We start from the raw sequence: 15,081 nt of genomic DNA on the forward strand, positions 1-15,081 counted from the left end.
AGCGCCCGCGCACCCGCCCGCACGCGGCCCGCGAACCCCCGGGGGTTACGCTCACCGGCATGGCGCACGACTTCCCGCTCTTCGGCGACCCCCACCAGCTACCACAACGACCTGCTCGACTCGGCGGCCGGCGGGGTGCCCACCGGCTCCTTCGGCGGCGTCAGCGCCGAGCACTGGCTGGGCGTCGAACCGGGCACCGGGCGCGACGTGTTCGCCCGGCTCGTCCACGGCGCCCGGATCTCGCTGCTCGTCGCCGTCGGCGCCACCCTCGTCCAGGTCGCGATCGGCGTCCTGCTCGGCCTCACCGCCGGCCTCGGCAACCGGCTGCTCGACCAGCTGATCGGCAACACCACCGAGGTGATGCTCGCGCTGCCCTCGCTGGTCTTCGCCATCTCGCTGATGGCGGTCGTGCCCTCCGGATTCCCCCGCCCGCTCCTGCTGACCCTGGTCATCGGGCTGCTGGGCTGGGCCGGCACCTCGCGGATCGTCCGGGCGCAGACACTCAGCCTCCGGCAGCTCGACTACGTCGCCGCGGCCCGGCTCGCCGGCGCCACCCGGTGGCGCATCGCCCGCCGGGAACTGCTGCCCTCCCTGGCGGCGCCGGTCATCACCTACGCGGCGGTGCTGCTCCCGTCCAACGTGATCGCCGAGGCCGGGCTCTCCTTCCTCGGCGTGGGCGTCAAGCCGCCGACCTCCTCCTGGGGCCAGATGCTCTCCGGCGCCACCACCTGGTTCCGCGCGGACCCGACGTACGTGCTGCTGCCGTCGGCGCTGCTGTTCGTCACCGTGCTCGCCTTCACCGTGCTCGGCGACGCCGTCCGCACCGAGCTCGACCCCCGCGCGGCCTCCCGGCTGCGGGTCGGCACGGCGCGGGGCGGCGCCGGTGCGGCGACTGCGGCGACTGCCGGTTCTTCGAGCGGCGCCGAGGAGGCCACCGCATGACCCGCTTCCTGCTCCGCAAGGCCGTCGGCATGCTCGGCGTCCTGCTCGCCCTCTCCCTGATCGTCTACGCGGTCTTCTACATCGCCCCCGGCGACCCCGCCCAGCTGGCCTGCGGCGAGAAGTGCAGCCCCGCCCAGGTCGCCCAGGTGCGCGAACGGCTCGGCCTCGACGCCCCCGTCCACCTGCAGTACGCCCACTTCCTCCAGGGCATCGTCGCCGGCCGCGACTTCAGCGCCGGCACGGGCCTGCTGCACTGCCCGGCGCCCTGCCTGGGCGTCTCCTACCGCAGCGGCGAGCAGGTCACCGACATGATCACCGCCCGGCTGCCGGTCACGGCCTCGCTCGCGCTCGGCGCGATGGTGCTCTGGCTCGTCCTCGGGGTCGGCACCGGGCTGGTCTCCGCGCTGCGCCGGGGCCGGCTCAGCGAGCGCCTGCTGACCGGCCTGACCCTGGCCGGCAGCTCCATCCCGGTGTTCATCATCGGCCTGGTACTGCTCATCGTCCTGTGCGCCCAGCTCCAGTGGCTGCCGTTCCCGAGCTACGCACCGCTCACCGACGACCCCCAGCAGTGGTTCTGGGGCCTGCTGCTGCCCTGGGTCTCGCTCGCCCTGATCGAGTCCGCCAAGTACGCCCGGCTGACCCGCTCGTCCATGCTGGAGGCCCTCGCCGACGACCACATCCGGACCTTCCGGGCGTACGGCGTCAGCGAGCGGCGCCTGGTGACCCGGCACGCGCTGCGCGGCGCGCTCACCCCGGTGATCGCGCTCACCGCCATCGACCTCGGGACGATGTTCGGGTCCGCCGTGCTGACCGAGTCGCTCTTCGGCCTCCCGGGGCTCGGCAAACTGCTGGTCACCTCGGTCGGCCTGATCGACCTGCCGACCGTCGTCGGCCTCACCCTCGTCACCGGGTTCTGCGTGGTCCTCGCCAACGTCATCGCGGACGTGCTCTACGCGGTGTCCGACCGAAGGGTGGTCCTGACGTGAGCGCCGAACCGCTGGGCGCCGAGCGCCTGGTCGCCGAGTCTCCGGGTGCCGAGCCATGGGGTGCCGAGTCACCGGGTGCCGAACCCCTGGTCGACGTCCGGGACCTGGTCGTCGACTTCCCGGTCGGCGACGGCCACGTGCGCGCCGTCGACGGCGTGGGCTTCACCCTGGAGGCCGGACAGGCACTCGGCATCGTCGGCGAGTCCGGCTCCGGCAAGAGCACCGTCGCCTACGGACTGCTCGGCCTGCACCGCGGGACCGGAGCCCGGATCGGCGGCACCGTCCGGGTCGCCGGCGTCGACGCCGTCACCGCCGAGGGCGCGGAACTCCGGCGCCTGCGCGGCGGACTGGCCGCCATGGTGTTCCAGGACCCGCTCTCCGCGCTCGACCCCTACTACGCGGTGGGCGACCAGATCGCCGAGGTCGTCCGGGTCCACCGGGACGTCTCCCGCCGGGACGCCAGGGCCCGGGCCGTCGAGGTGCTCGACCGCGTCGGCATCGCCGACGCGGCCCGCCGCTCGCGCTCGCGTCCGCACGAGTTCAGCGGCGGCATGCGCCAGCGGGTGCTGATCGCGATGGCCCTGGCCTGCGAGCCGCGGCTGCTGGTCGCCGACGAGCCGACGACCGCGCTGGACGTCACAGTCCAGGCCCAGATCCTCGACCTGCTCCACGAGTTGCGCGCGGAGACCGGGGCCGGGCTGGTCCTGGTCACCCACGACCTGGGCGTGGTCGCCGGGAGCGTCGACCGGGTGCTGGTGATGAAGGACGGCCGGGCGGTGGAACACGGCCCGGTCGCCGAGGTGCTGGGTGCTCCGCGCGAGCCGTACACCCGCGCGCTGCTGTCGGCGGTGCCCCGGGTCGACGCACCCGGCGCTCCGGACGTGTCGACCGCATTGACCGTTCCGACTGGGCCGACCCGACCGGCCGCGCCGGTCGGGGGAGAGGTCCTGCTCGAAGCCACCGACCTGCGCCGGGAGTTCGCCACCCGGGGCGGCCTCACCCGGCGCGCCGCTCCCGTCACCGCCGTGGACGGCGTCTCGCTCACCGTGCGGGCCGGCGAGGCCCTGGGCATCGTCGGCGAGTCCGGCTCCGGAAAGACCACGCTCGGGCGGATGCTCGTCCGGCTGCTGGAACCGACCGGCGGCCGGCTCCACTACCGCGGCCGTGACATCGGCGCGCTCGGGGAGAAGGAACTGCGCCCGCTCCGGCGGGAACTGCAGATGGTCTTCCAGGACCCGGTGTCCTCGCTCAACCCGCGCCGCTCCATCGGGGAGTCCGTCGCCGACCCGCTGCGCATCGCCGGCGAGAGCGACGAGCGCCGCATCCGCGCCCGGGTCGGCGAACTCCTCGAACGCGTGGGGCTCGACCCCGACTGGTACCACCGCTATCCGCACGAGTTCTCCGGCGGGCAGCGGCAGCGGGTCGGCATCGCCCGGGCGCTCGCGCCCCAGCCGCGACTGATCGTCTGCGACGAACCGGTCTCCGCGCTGGACGTCACCACGCAGGCCCAAGTGGTCGAGCTGCTGGGCGAGTTGCAACGCGACCTCGGCCTCGCACTGGTCTTCATCGCCCACGACCTCGCCGTGGTCCGGCAGGTCAGCGACCGGGTCGCCGTGATGCGGGCCGGACGGATCGTGGAACAGGGCGACGCCGACGCCGTGTACGACTCGCCCCAGCACGCCTACACCAAGGGCCTGCTGGCCGCCGTACCCGTGCTCGACCCGGTCGAGGCGACCGCCCGACGCCACGCCCGACTGGCAACCGCCGGCGCCTGACCGACCCCGGCCCCGGACCGGCCCGCACCCCACGGGGTGCGGGCCGGCTGCGTGCTGCTGGCGGCGGATTTCGTCACCAAACAGATAGCGCTGACACATTTCTCGGGGAGCGATCCGACAGAGGCCCTCGGTGGGCTTGTGAAATTCACGCTGGTCTTCAACCTCGCCGACTGTGGCGTGGTGTGCGGCAGCGCCCTGGTGATGTGGGCCTCGATGCGAGGCATCCGCCTGAACGGCACGCGCGAGTCCGACGCGCCGGCCGAGGCGGGCGCAATGGAGCGGACTGCTGAGGGGAGGGACCGGTAGGCAATGGGCCTTCCGGCCCAGCCGTACCGCTGCCGTACTGCCGATGCGCCGGGCCGGGTCAGCCTGCCAGGCGGGCGAGGGCCAGGGCGTGAGCGCGGTCGAGGGAGTCGCCGGCGGCGCAAGGGACGTCCGGCTGGACACCGGTGCCCTCCCAGTTCGTGCGGGAGACGGGGTTGACGGCGCGGCCGACGGGGACGGTGGCTTCCAGGTGCGGGTGCACGGTCCAGCCCTGGCACGGATGTGCGCCGCGGCGGGTGCGCTCGCCGACGACTACGGCGCGGCCGAGCTGCTGGAGGTCGTACGCCAGCTCCTCGGCGGCGGAGAAGGTGCTGTCGCTGGACAGTACGTACAACGGCTTGCTGCCGCCGAAGCGCGCGCCGGGAACATGCGGCAGGCTCCAGGACTGCTCGCTGCGCCCGCCGCCGTGCCAGTGCATGGTGTTGAGGTGGGTGCGCTCGTCGAGGAGGTAACTGCAGACGAAGGCGACCGTGTCCGGGTCGCCGCCCCGGTTGGCGCGAAGGTCCACGATCAGCGCCCGGGCGCGGGAGGCCAGGGTGAGCGCGGCGCTCAGCGGTTCGGCGGCCCACTCCAGCGGGAACAGCATCGGTGCCAGCTCCACCACGGCGACGCCTCCGTCGAGCAACTGAACCCGGGGCGCACCGCCAGCGAGGTGTCGAAGTCCCGGCGCATGGAGTCCCTGCTGGCTTCCCCCTGCTTCGGGGGGACCGGTTCGGCGTGGTGCTTCAGCCTCAGGTGCCGGTCGCCGTTGACGGATTGCAGGTCCGCGGTGACCAGCCGGGCGAGCTCCTCGGTGCCGTCGACGTCGTAGGCGCCCTCGGTGAGGCGTCGTCGCAGCAGGCCGGCGAGCTGTTCGGCTATGTCGGGGAAAACGTAGTGCTCGGTCAGCAGCCGGGCCGTCTCGTCGATGACAGGGGCGGGCTGAAGCTTCGTCGTAGTCGTCATGGCAGGGAGGAGAGCACTGCCCTTGCGAAAGCGTCAAAGAGTTCAGACACTTTCGGTATGCGTGATCAGCCGTCCTACCCGCCGCCTTCCGAGGAAGTTCTGGAGATCGGTGCGCCCGAGCAGTTCGCGGCGCTCTCCCACCCGTTGCGTCAGCGGTTGCTCTTCGCCCTGGGCCACCGGCCTGCCACCATCAGGCAGCTTGCGGCGCAGCTCGACGCCAAGAAGGGCAACGTGGCCCACCACCTCAAAGTGCTCCGCGACGCCGGGCTGGTCCGCGTCGTCGAGACCCGCCAGGTCCGCGGCGGCACCGAGCAGTACTACCAGCGCACGGCCCGCCACATGGTCGTCGCCGAACCTCAAGCGGCGGGCACCGCCGCGATGTTCGCCGCGGTCGCCCAGGAGCTGGACCTCTCTCCCGCCGAGACCCACCTGACACTGCGCCACCTGCGTCTCAGTCCCGCGAAGGCGAGCGAACTCGGCGAGGCCCTCACCGAACTGGTCGACGAGGCCGAGGAGGACGCGGAGGGCCAGCCCCTGCACGGCGTGCTGGTGGCGCTCTATCAGCAGGCGCTGCCGACCGGCACCACCGGCACCTCCGGTGCCGCCCGGCCTCGCGGCGCCCATACTCCTCCGCCACCCGTGGAGGAGGAGAAGGACGGATTCCATGGCGATTTCCTACAGCCTTGAGCTGGTGACCCCGTGGGCCCCGGTCCGGGTCGCCCGGAGGCTCGTCGACGTCGCCCGGCCGATGCGGCTCCTCACCGTCCCCGCCGCCGTCCCCGCGACCGTCGACACGCTGCTCGCGGGCGGCGCGCTCACGGCGCACGGCACCTGGATCCGGGTGACCCCGCTCAAGCCCACCCGCTGGGGAGATCCCCGGATCGGCGGCCGCTTCTTCACCCCGACCGTTTCGGTCGCCTTCCGGCTCGGGAAGGACACCGATGTCTCCGGCCAGCAGGACGACATGATCCGGCTGTCCGACGCCCTCCTCGCGCAGGTGCCCGGCGACGCGGTTCTGCACCTCGACCAGGAGGACGTCTGGATGGTGCGCCGGGACGGCGAGTTGATCCTCGGCGAGCGGTCCGACATCTGGCCGCCGGACCGCCTTGCCACCGTCTCGGGGCCCTACCGCCGCCGGACGCACGAGTTCGTCCACGAGGACTGACCGAACCGGGTTGTCCGACCCCCGTGCGATCGTCTGCGAAGGGACTGACGCCCGCGCCGTCACCGGGCCCGCCGACACGTGGATCCGGCTGCCCGACCCCGGCCGGCGGGAGCACTGACCGACCCGCAGGCCGTCCGCCTGCGCGCTGCGAAGCTCGGCGGGATCCCGGTGCGTCCGACCGCCGGCCGCCTGCCCGGCGACCCGCGCCGGGCGTCGGCGCGGGCCGTCGTGCCGGGGGTTCGGGCCTAGAAGGCGGAGTTGGTGAACCAGAGGTCCAGCAGTTCTTCGTCCCCGGAGGCCGTGATCCCGGGTGCCGAGCGGTCGGTGCGGCCGTAGAGGAGGAGCAGGAGGTCGGCGGCGGTGGCCGAGACCGTGGCGTCGGCGTCGGCGGTGGTGGCGGTGGCGGTCGTGTCGGCGGGGGCCAAGCCGAAGCCGTCGGGCCGCAGGTGGATCAGCCAGTCGCCGTCGCCGTCGGTGCGGGTGAAGCGGAGGGTGCGGTCGGCGGCGCGGAGCTTGGCCGTGTGCGGGGCGAAGAGGGTGGCGTGCGGCAGGTTGGTGAGGAATTCGGCCACGCCGTCCGCGGCGAGGTCCGGGTCGATCTCGGGACCGAGCCCCAGGGCGAGTTCGGCGTCGACGCGGTGGACGAGGGTCTCGAAGAGCATCCGGCGCACCCAGAAGCGGGCGTGCTGGTCGGCGCCCCAGGCCCACATGGGGGCGTCGAGGTCGGTCTCGGCGAACGTCGCGGCCGCTTCCGCACCGGCCTCGGTGAGCCACGCCGGGTAGTCCTCGGCCCGTTCGGGGAGCTTGAGGTCGACGTCCCGGCTGGTGGGTGGTGTCTGGATGCGTTGCCGCAGCAGGACGGTGAACCAGCGCTGGACGCTGCCGGCGTGGCGGAGGAGGTCGGCGAGGGTCCAGTCGGGGCAGGTGGGGACGGGGGTGGCCGGGTCGGCGGAGCGTACGGCGGTGGCGAACCTGTGGGTCTCGGCGGCCACGGCGTCGACGTGCTCGTTCGGGGTCATGGACGGTTGCTCCGGAGGGATTCAGGGGCCGGTGGGACCAGCGGTCCGGTGGCGAGGGTGAGGGTGGAGAAGAGGGCAGGGTCGGGATCAGCCGAGGGGCTTGTCGACGACGGCCTTGGTGTGGCTGAACGTGTCGATCGAGTACTCGCCGTGGTAGCGACCCATGCCGCTCTCGCCGACGCCGCCGAAGGGCAGGTCGGGCATCGCCAGGTGCGAGACCGGGAGTCCGAAGCTGAGCGCGCCGGAGGAGGTCTCCTCGGTCAGTCGCCGCTTGGTGTCCGCGGATTCGGTGAAGGCGTAGAGGGCGAGCGGCTTGTCGCGCTCGTTGATGAAGGCGATCGCCGCGTCGAGGTCGGGGACGGTGAGGACGGGCAGGATCGGGCCGAAGATCTCGGCCTGCATCACGGGGGCGGTCGCGGGCACGTCGGCGAGGACGGTCGGGGCGAGGTAGCGCGTGGCACGGTCGTGCCCGCCGCCGGTGACGGTGCGTCCGTCGTCGAGCAGCGCGGTGAGCCGGTCGAAGTGGCGCTCGTTGACGATGCGCCCGTACTCCGTGCTCGTGGCAGGGTCCTCGCCGAACAGTTCCCGTACGGCGTCGGCCAGTTCGCGTTCCAGGCCGGCCGCGGTGTCGCCGACGGCGAGGACGTAGTCGGGGGCGACGCAGGTCTGTCCGGCGTTGAGGAACTTGCCGCGGGCGATCCGCCGGGCGGTGACGGCGAGGTCGGTGCCGGGGTCGACCACGACCGGGCTCTTGCCGCCGAGTTCCAGGGTGACCGGGGTCAGGTGCTTGGCGGCGGCGGTCATGACGATCCGTCCGACGGCGCCGTTGCCGGTGTAGAAGATGTGGTCGAAGCGCTGCTCCAGCAGGGCGGTGGTCTCCGGGACGGCGCCTTCGACGACGGCGACGGCCTCCTCGCCGAGGTAGCGCGGCAGCAGCTCGGCGATGGCCGAGGAGGTCGCGGGGGCGAGTTCGCTGGGCTTGAGGACGGCGGTGTTCCCGGCGGCCAGGGCGCCGACGAGCGGGGCCAGGGCGAGCTGGAGCGGGTAGTTCCAGGGGGCGATGATCAGCACCACGCCCAGGGGGTCGCGGACGACCCGGGCCTCGGCGGGGCGGAAGACCTCCGGTACGGCGGCCGGCTTCGGGTCCAGCCACTCGGCCAGGTGGGCGACGGTGTGGTCGAGTTCGTTGAGCGTGAAGCCGATCTCGGTCCGGTAGGCCTCGGCGGCGCTCTTGCCGAGGTCGGTGTGCAGGGCCCGCTGGAACGCCTCGGCCTGTTCGGTGAGCAGGGCGCGCAGGGCGGCCAGCTTGTCGAGGCGCCAGGTGAGCGGCCTGGTCCGGCCGGTGGAGAATTCGGCCCGCAGGCGGGCGACCACGGTGGGGATGGCGTCAGTCATGAGGGGTCTCGCGGTCTTGAGGTGGGGAGCCGGTGCTTGCGGGTAGAAATTTTTCACTACCTGAAGCAATGGCGACCCTAGGGATGAAAGGTTGAGTTTGTCAAGCATCCTCCTGCGATTCTCCCGGCATCCCCCGTTCGCCCGGACAGGTGTCAGGGGCGGTAGTCGCGCAGGTCGTGGGCGGGGTGCCAGCCCTGGGCGCGGGCGCGGGTCAGGTCGAGGACGACACCGCGGGTGAGGAGGTCGACGGTGTACGGGGTGAGGCCGGGGACCACCGAGGTGCGGGCGGCGAGGCGGACGAGCGGCGCGGGCAGGTGGGCGATCCGGGCGGGGCGGCGGTGGACGGTGAGGATGTGGCGCAGCGCGTCGTCGCGCCGGTACGGGGCGGCGTCCGCGACGTTGTAGGCGCCGGGAGCCCAGGGCGCGGCGCCGGTGAGGCCGAGGGCGGACAGGCAGGCGTCGGTGAGGTTGGCGACGGCGGTCAGACTGAGCGGGAGGTCCCGGCCGGGCAGCGGCAGCAGGCCGTACCGGGCCCGGCCGAGCAGCTGCGGAAGGAGGTGCGGGTCTCCGGGGCCGTAGACGGCGCGGGGGCGCAGGACGACGGCACCGGCCGCGAGGGCGAGCCGTTCGGCGGCGGCCTTGGTGCGGCCGTAGGCGTTGAGGTGGCCGGCGGTGGTGGGGTGGTCCTCGGTGAGGACGGCGGCGGTGGTGCGGGGGTCGTAGACGCTGGCGCTGCTGACGTGGACGAGGGGGCGGCCGGCGGCGGCGCGCAGGACGCGCTCGGTGCCGGTGACGTTGACGGTGCGCTGGTGGGCCTCGGCCGGGTGGCCCGGGGGCAGGTCGGCGACGGCGGCGGCGCAGTGGACGACGAGGTCGGCGCCGGTGAAGTCGGGGTCGTGGGCGGCGGCGTCCCAGCCGAGGTGGCGGCCGACCGGGCCGGGGCGGCGGCCGTGGCAGATGACGTCCAGGCCCAGGGCGGCGGCGGTGCGGGCGAGGTGGGCGCCGCAGAATCCGGAGGCGCCGGTGACGGCGATGCGCATCAGGACCGTCCTCGGCGGAGCGTGAGTTCGGCGTAGCCGGGCAGGGCGCAGCGGCGGTCGACGCGGGCACGGGCGACGACCGGGCGGTGGGGGGCCAGCGCGAGGAGCACGTCGGCGAGTTGGGCGCGGGCCAGGCCCGCACCGGGGCAGGCGTGCGGGCCGGTGCCGAAGACGGCCTGGGTGGCGGCCGGGTCCGGGCTCGGAGCGCGGTGGTGGGCGTGGGCGGCGTGCCGGGCGACCAGGATCAGCCGGTCGCCGCGGCGCACCCGGTGACCGGCGAGGGTGGCGTCGGCGGCGGCCGCCCTGGGCAGCAGTGGGGAGGGCGCGGTGAGGCGCAGCAGTTCGGCGGCGAGACGGGGCGCGCCGGCCCCGTCGACGGCCGCCCACAGGCCGGCGTCGGCGCACCAGGCGACGGCGCGGGGGACGGCTGCGAGGGTGGTGTTGACGGCGGCGACGGCGACCATGGCGTCACGCGGATCGGGCAGCAGGGCGCTGAGGCGGGCAGCGGCGTCGACCGCCTCGGCCGCGGCGCGGGCACGGCCCGGGCGCGGTCCGGGCAGGTGGTCGCGGGCGGCAGCGGCGGCCGCCTCGGCTGCGGCGTCGGCGAGTCGACGTGCCGGGACGGTCGCACCGGTGAGGGCGGCGGCGGTGGTTCCGGCCAGTTCCCTTACGAGGTCCACGAGTTCGAGGTGCCCGGTGGCCAGGTCGGGGACGCGCTCGGCGAGGACGGCCTGCCAGAGCGGGCGGATCCGGGCGCGGGCGCTGGTGTCGACGCCGGCGGCCAGCGTACGGCGGGCGGTGCGGTGCTCGCCGCCGTCCTGGTCGAACAGTGCGCCGCCGTCGGTGAGCCGGGCCGCCGCGCCGCCGGTGGTGCCGGGCGCGGTGCGGTGCAGCGGGACGCGGGTGAGGGCCTCGTGGTAGGCGTCGGCGCCGTGCACCAGCAGGGTGCGGCCGAGCCGCAGGACCGGGCGGCGACGGGTGGCGCAGAGCAGCGCGAAGAGCACGGGGTGGCTGTGCAGGTAGACGCGTCGGTCGCGGCGCCGGGCCCGGCGGGAGGCGGCGGCGAGGGACGCGAGGTCCGTGGCGGTGCTGGTCCCGGAGAGGGGTTCGGTGGGCGTCGCGGTGGCGGTCGTGCGGTCGGACGGGTTCATCGGGCCAACTCCTGTGCGCAGTGGGCGGATGCCGCGGCCCGGTCGGGTTTGCGGGAGCGGCCGGCGAGCGGGACGGTGCCGAACAGGACGGCGTCGGGGCGGGCGGAGCCCATGCGGTCGAGCGGCCCGCGCAGGGCGGCGCGCAGGTGCCGCGGGTCGGTGCCGGGCGCGGGCTGGACGAGGGCGACCAGCCGTTCGTCCCCGTTCCCGTCGGGAACACCGACCAGCACGGCCAGTTCGACGCCGGGTACGTGCAGCGCGGGCTCGTACAGGCCCGGGTAGATGTTCTCGGCGTGGCGCAGCACCATGTCCTTGAGGCGGCCGGCGAGGACGATCCGTCCGTCGGGGGTGAGGCCGGCGTGGTCGCCGGTGCGGATCCACGGGTCGGGTTCCTCGCCGAGGTAGCGGTGGCGGGCGCCGGGCCCGGTGAGGTGGAGTTCGCCGTCCTCGGCGAGGCGGGCCCGGACGCCGGGCAGCGGGTGGCCGACGAGGTCGCCGTTCCCGTCGTGGGCGCTCTTGTCCGCCTCCTCGACCGCGGCGGCGGGGAACAGTTCGGTGAGCGCGTAGACGCTCCACGCTTCGTCGGCGCCGGACCGCTTGACCCGGCGCAGCAGGGCGGCGTCGGCGGGGGCGGAGCCCGTCCAGACCCGGCCGGTGAAGCGGGCCCCGGCGGCGAGGGCGGCGCGCAGCTGCGGCGGGGTGAGGTAGGTGTGGGCGGGGGAGAGCCGGGCGAGCTGGCGGCCGAGTGCGGCGGGGCGGCGGGCGGGCAGGACGACGGCGGCGCCGGCGGCGAGTGCCGGGACGAGGACGAAGAAGGTGCCGCCGAGGACGACCGTGCCGGGGCGCGGGCAGACCAGGTCGGCGACGGTTCCCAGCCCGGCGGCGAGGCCGGCGCGGGTGTGGACGACGGCGCGCGGTCGGGCGGTGGTTCCGGAGGTGAAGACGATCACCGCGTCCTCGCTGCCGTGGCCGTGGCCGTGGCCGTGGCCGTCGCCCTCGGACGGGGCGGCCGGCGGATCAGCGGGCGGGGCGGTGTCCGCCGGGCGCAGCCGGGGTGCGCAGCCGGGCAGGCGGCGGCCGAGGGTGGCGACCGGCCCCAGTGCGGTGAGCCGGGGGAGTGCGAGGTCGGCGCGGCGGGCCAGCGGCCCCGCCCAGCCGGCGACGGCCTGGGCGGCGGCGTCGGCGAGGACGAGATCGGGGCGGGCCAGTGCGAGTCGGGCGGCGAGCACGTCGGGTCCGGCGGTCGGGTCGAGGACGGCGATCCGCAGGCCCAGCCGGTGGGCGGCGAGCATGACGGCCAGCGCGCGCGGGCCGGGGCGGACGGCGACGCCGACGGTCGCGCCGGGGCCGGGGCCGGGGCCGGGACCGGGACCGGAGCGAGAGCCGGAGCCGAGGCCGTGGGCGTGCAGGGCGGCGGCGTAGCCGTCGGCCAGATCGGCGAGCTCGCCCCGGCGGATCACCGGGCGGACGGTGCCCAGGGCGGTCTGGCGCAGGACGGCGGGCCGCTCGGGGTGGTCGGTGCGCAGGGCGTGGGCGAGGCGGTCGAGCACGGAGGGCTGCTTTCGGGGAGCGGAGGTGGGCTGGGTGGGCGGCTGCGAGGGCCGCCGCGATGGGAATCGGCGGCCCCGGCGGCCCCGGCGGTCCCGGGCGGCCGCCGGCGGGTTCGGTCGACGACGGCCGGTCCGATGGATGCCTGAATGCCTGGATGCCGGCTCAGCGGACGTCGACGGGGCGCGGTCCGGCTCCGCGTTCCAGGTACCAGCGCGCCGTGCCCACCACCCCGTACGCGCGGATCCGTCGTGTGGAGTTCTGCACCACCATGTCGCGGCGGCGCACCACCGCCGTGGTGTGCCGGCGGACCTCGTTGAGGAACGCCCGGTCGGTGGGGGAGGGCCGGCGGGGCATGCCGCCGACGGCCTGGTAGAGCTCGGCGGTGATCGCCATGTTGTTGCCGGCGTGCATCCGGTACGGGGTCAGGTAGCCGTGCCGGCGGTGGTGGGCCGGCCGGATCCGGCCGAAGAAGGCGCCGAGGGCGACCAGGAGCAGGAACACCGCGCGTCCGGCCGGTCCGTGTTCGTCGCGGCGGGCGGTGACCCGGCCGCAGACGAGCCCTCCGCTGTCCAGCAGGCCGGCCCGGGCGGCGGCGGTCCAGCCGGGTTCGGGCAGGCAGTCGGCGTCGGTGCGGGCGAGCAGGGTGGCCCCGTGGGCGATGGCGTGGCGGAAGGCGGTGTCCACGGCGGAGCCGACGCCCTTCTCCGGCTCGACCAGCACCTCGACGGGGAACGGTGCGCGGGCGGCGAACGCGCGGACGGTGGCGACGGTGCCGTCGGTGGAGCCGTTGTCGGCGACGAGGAGGGTGAAGTCGCGGTCGCGCTGGGCGGCGAGGGCGCGCAGCACGCCGTCGATGCGGTCCTGCTCCTGGTAGGCGGGGACCACCACCCACAGATCGGTCCTCACGACGCCTCCCAGACCATGGTCATCAGGCTGACGCCGCCGCCGAGGCCGACCAGCAGGACCTTGTCCCCGGGGGCCAGCGTGTCGCGTGTCCGGTCGAGTTGGACGCCCAGGGTGGCGCTGGCGACGTTGCCGATCTCCGGGACGGTGAGTACCAGCTTCCCGGCCGGCGCCCCGGTCAGCTCGACGAAACGTTCCAGGTACGGGAGCGTCACCTGGTGCACCAGGACGCGGGCGTAGTCGTCCCAGCCGAGGCCGGTGCGGGCGGCGAGCCGGGCCAGAACGGCCGGGCCGATCGTCTCGAAGATGCCGCGCAACTCCTTGCCGCCGCCGCGGAAGTAGCTGTGCTCGTCGCCGCGCGGGTGCCGGGACCCGCCGCCGGGGATCCCGCCGGCCTCCCAGTGCTCGGAGGCGGTGGCGCTCTCGATGTCGAGGATGCCGCCCCGCTCGACGGCCTCGACGACGACGGCCGCCCCGGCGTCGCCGAAGGTGTAGCCGGCGAAGCCGTCGCGAACCTCCGCGATGCCGGCAGGAGCGCGGCGCATGGCCCGGCTGGGGGTCTCCCCGGTGACGACCAGGGCGCGCCGGGCCCGTCCGGCCAGGATCATCGCCCGGGCCAGGTCGATCCCGTTGAGGAAGCTGTTGCAGGCGTTGCTGACGTCCAACGCGTGGGCCCGGGTGCCGAGTTCGGCCTGCACGATGTGGGCGGTGGCGGGCTCGCAGACGTCCCGGGTGGCGGAGGCGAACAGCAGCAGGTCCACGTCCCGTGGATGCAGCCCGCGGGTGTCGAGGGCGCGCCGGGCGGCGCCGACGGCGAGGGTGGAGGCGTACTCGTCGTCGGCGGCGAAGTGCCGGCTGCGGATCCCGGTCGCCTTCTCGAACATCCGCTCCGGCAGGGCGAGTCGCCCGCCCGCGGCGATCTCGTCCTGAAGCTGCTGGGAGGTGAGCCGGCGGGCCGGCAGGTGGGAGCCGACGGCGGTGATGCCGATCCGCGGTATCGCTGCTGATTGCATGCCTTCATGCTCCGGCGATCACGGCCGGGCCGGCCTGAGTACGGGTACTCAGAGCGGCCCGTTCCGCTACCCGATCACGTCTGTGCAGGTGGACGGTTGTCGGGCTCGTCTTACCTCGTGAAGCCGCTGACGCCAGGACCCGGGTGACTTCCCGGGCGCTCGGGAACCCTGATGGGGCACGCCTCTTGCCCGCTCCGGGGCCGCTGCGCATCCTGCTGGAATGCGCTTCTCCGTCAACATCCCCAACTTCGGTGACTTCGCCGACCCCCGCAACGTCGCGACCGTGGCCGCCGCCGCCGAACAGGCAGGCTGGGACGGTCTGTTCGTCTGGGACCACGTACTGCATCGACGACACCAGGGGCGTCCGTTCGCCGACCCCTGGATGCTGCTGACCGCGGCCGCGCTGGCGACCTCCCGGATCCGGCTGGGCACCCTGCTGACGCCGGTCCCCCGGTACCGACCGCAGCAACTCGCCCGCCAGGTCGCCACCCTGGACGTCCTCAGCGGCGGCCGGGTGGTCTTCGCCGCCGGCCTGGGCGGTCCGATCGAGGACGAATACCTCAGCTTCGGCGACACCTCCGAACCGCGCCTCCTGGCCGAACGACTGGACGAGGGGCTGGAGCTGTTGAGGCGCTTCTGGTCCGGCGAGGCGGTGGACCACCACGGCCGGCACTACGAGGTCCGGGACGTGACCTTGCTGCCCGCCACCGCGCAGCGGCCCTGTCCGCCGGTGTGGATCGGCGGGTTCTGGCCGCGGGCCGCCCCCCCTCGCGGGGGCGGGGCCGGGGGGCGCCGGGGGCCGCGCGCACTAACAGGCCCCCCACGCCCGCGGCCCGCACATCGGGGTGGGCGGGGTGGAGTTGGCCAGATGC

At 74.7% G+C, this 15,081-nt stretch carries 16 protein-coding genes; 7 read left to right on the forward strand and 9 right to left on the reverse strand.

Annotation, left to right across the window (positions count from 1 at the left end):
* The 4 genes from ACFWJ4_RS38015 to ACFWJ4_RS38030 form a co-directional block, all read left to right on the forward strand.
* A partial coding sequence (locus ACFWJ4_RS38015) for an ABC transporter permease (RefSeq protein WP_380553030.1) occupies positions 1-942 on the forward strand: 942 nt, incomplete at its 5' end.
* Positions 939-1,928: an ABC transporter permease gene (locus ACFWJ4_RS38020; protein WP_380553033.1), complete on the forward strand. Its 990-nt coding sequence runs from the start codon at positions 939-941 to the stop codon at positions 1,926-1,928. The genes ACFWJ4_RS38015 and ACFWJ4_RS38020, both read left to right, overlap by 4 nt.
* A gap of 86 nt (positions 1,929-2,014) precedes the next feature.
* Positions 2,015-3,703 (forward strand): ABC transporter ATP-binding protein, encoded by a 1,689-nt coding sequence (locus ACFWJ4_RS38025; RefSeq protein WP_380553067.1) that lies wholly within the window; start codon positions 2,015-2,017, stop codon positions 3,701-3,703.
* Between the two features lie 51 nt (positions 3,704-3,754).
* Positions 3,755-4,009 carry a hypothetical protein gene (locus tag ACFWJ4_RS38030; RefSeq protein WP_380553036.1) on the forward strand — a complete coding sequence of 85 codons (255 nt, stop codon included), beginning with the start codon at positions 3,755-3,757 and terminating at the stop codon, positions 4,007-4,009.
* 58 nt (positions 4,010-4,067) lie between these two features.
* On the opposite strand, the gene ACFWJ4_RS38035 is transcribed toward ACFWJ4_RS38030, so the two are convergent.
* Positions 4,068-4,631, reverse strand: coding sequence for a S41 family peptidase (locus ACFWJ4_RS38035; RefSeq protein ID WP_380553039.1), 564 nt, complete (start codon positions 4,629-4,631; stop codon positions 4,068-4,070).
* A complete protein-coding gene (locus ACFWJ4_RS38040) occupies positions 4,577-4,972 on the reverse strand; it encodes a hypothetical protein (protein WP_380553041.1) in 396 nt (131 codons plus the stop codon). Before ACFWJ4_RS38040 ends, ACFWJ4_RS38035 begins: the two co-directional genes overlap by 55 nt.
* A gap of 57 nt (positions 4,973-5,029) precedes the next feature.
* On the opposite strand from ACFWJ4_RS38040, the gene ACFWJ4_RS38045 reads away from it, so the two are divergent.
* Together ACFWJ4_RS38045 and ACFWJ4_RS38050 are read left to right on the forward strand one after the other, a co-directional pair.
* Complete coding sequence (locus ACFWJ4_RS38045; RefSeq protein ID WP_380553043.1) at positions 5,030-5,659, forward strand: ArsR/SmtB family transcription factor; 630 nt, start codon at positions 5,030-5,032, stop codon at positions 5,657-5,659.
* A complete protein-coding gene (locus ACFWJ4_RS38050; RefSeq protein ID WP_380553045.1) occupies positions 5,637-6,137 on the forward strand; it encodes a SitI3 family protein in 501 nt (166 codons plus the stop codon). The genes ACFWJ4_RS38045 and ACFWJ4_RS38050 overlap by 23 nt, the downstream gene beginning before the upstream one ends.
* Before the next feature lie 245 nt (positions 6,138-6,382).
* Here ACFWJ4_RS38050 and ACFWJ4_RS38055 read toward each other — a convergent pair whose 3' ends face one another.
* From ACFWJ4_RS38055 to ACFWJ4_RS38085, 7 genes are all read right to left on the reverse strand, one after another.
* Entirely contained in the window at positions 6,383-7,156 is a 774-nt protein-coding gene (locus tag ACFWJ4_RS38055) for a maleylpyruvate isomerase family mycothiol-dependent enzyme (protein WP_380553047.1), read from the reverse strand.
* Between the two features lie 87 nt (positions 7,157-7,243).
* Positions 7,244-8,551, reverse strand: coding sequence for an aldehyde dehydrogenase family protein (locus tag ACFWJ4_RS38060; RefSeq protein WP_380553048.1), 1,308 nt, complete (start codon positions 8,549-8,551; stop codon positions 7,244-7,246).
* Between the two features lie 152 nt (positions 8,552-8,703).
* Entirely contained in the window at positions 8,704-9,591 is an 888-nt protein-coding gene (locus ACFWJ4_RS38065; protein WP_380553050.1) for an NAD-dependent epimerase/dehydratase family protein, read from the reverse strand.
* Positions 9,591-10,742 (reverse strand): cytochrome P450, encoded by a 1,152-nt coding sequence (locus ACFWJ4_RS38070; RefSeq protein WP_380553053.1) that lies wholly within the window; start codon positions 10,740-10,742, stop codon positions 9,591-9,593. The genes ACFWJ4_RS38065 and ACFWJ4_RS38070 overlap by 1 nt, the downstream gene beginning before the upstream one ends.
* Complete coding sequence (locus tag ACFWJ4_RS38075) at positions 10,739-12,292, reverse strand: AMP-binding protein (protein WP_380553056.1); 1,554 nt, start codon at positions 12,290-12,292, stop codon at positions 10,739-10,741. Before ACFWJ4_RS38075 ends, ACFWJ4_RS38070 begins: the two co-directional genes overlap by 4 nt.
* A 163-nt stretch (positions 12,293-12,455) precedes the next feature.
* A complete protein-coding gene (locus tag ACFWJ4_RS38080; protein ID WP_380553059.1) occupies positions 12,456-13,199 on the reverse strand; it encodes a glycosyltransferase in 744 nt (247 codons plus the stop codon).
* Complete coding sequence (locus tag ACFWJ4_RS38085; protein ID WP_380553061.1) at positions 13,196-14,209, reverse strand: 3-oxoacyl-ACP synthase III family protein; 1,014 nt, start codon at positions 14,207-14,209, stop codon at positions 13,196-13,198. The genes ACFWJ4_RS38080 and ACFWJ4_RS38085 overlap by 4 nt, the downstream gene beginning before the upstream one ends.
* 220 nt (positions 14,210-14,429) lie before the next feature.
* Between ACFWJ4_RS38085 and ACFWJ4_RS38090 the strand changes: the two genes are divergently transcribed.
* Positions 14,430-15,081, forward strand: a 652-nt coding sequence (locus ACFWJ4_RS38090; RefSeq protein WP_380553064.1) for an LLM class flavin-dependent oxidoreductase, incomplete at its 3' end; no start/stop codon positions are given.

This window comes from Kitasatospora sp. NPDC127067, from assembly GCF_042724755.1.
Classification (GTDB): Bacteria; Actinomycetota; Actinomycetes; order Streptomycetales; family Streptomycetaceae; genus Kitasatospora; species Kitasatospora lactacystinica.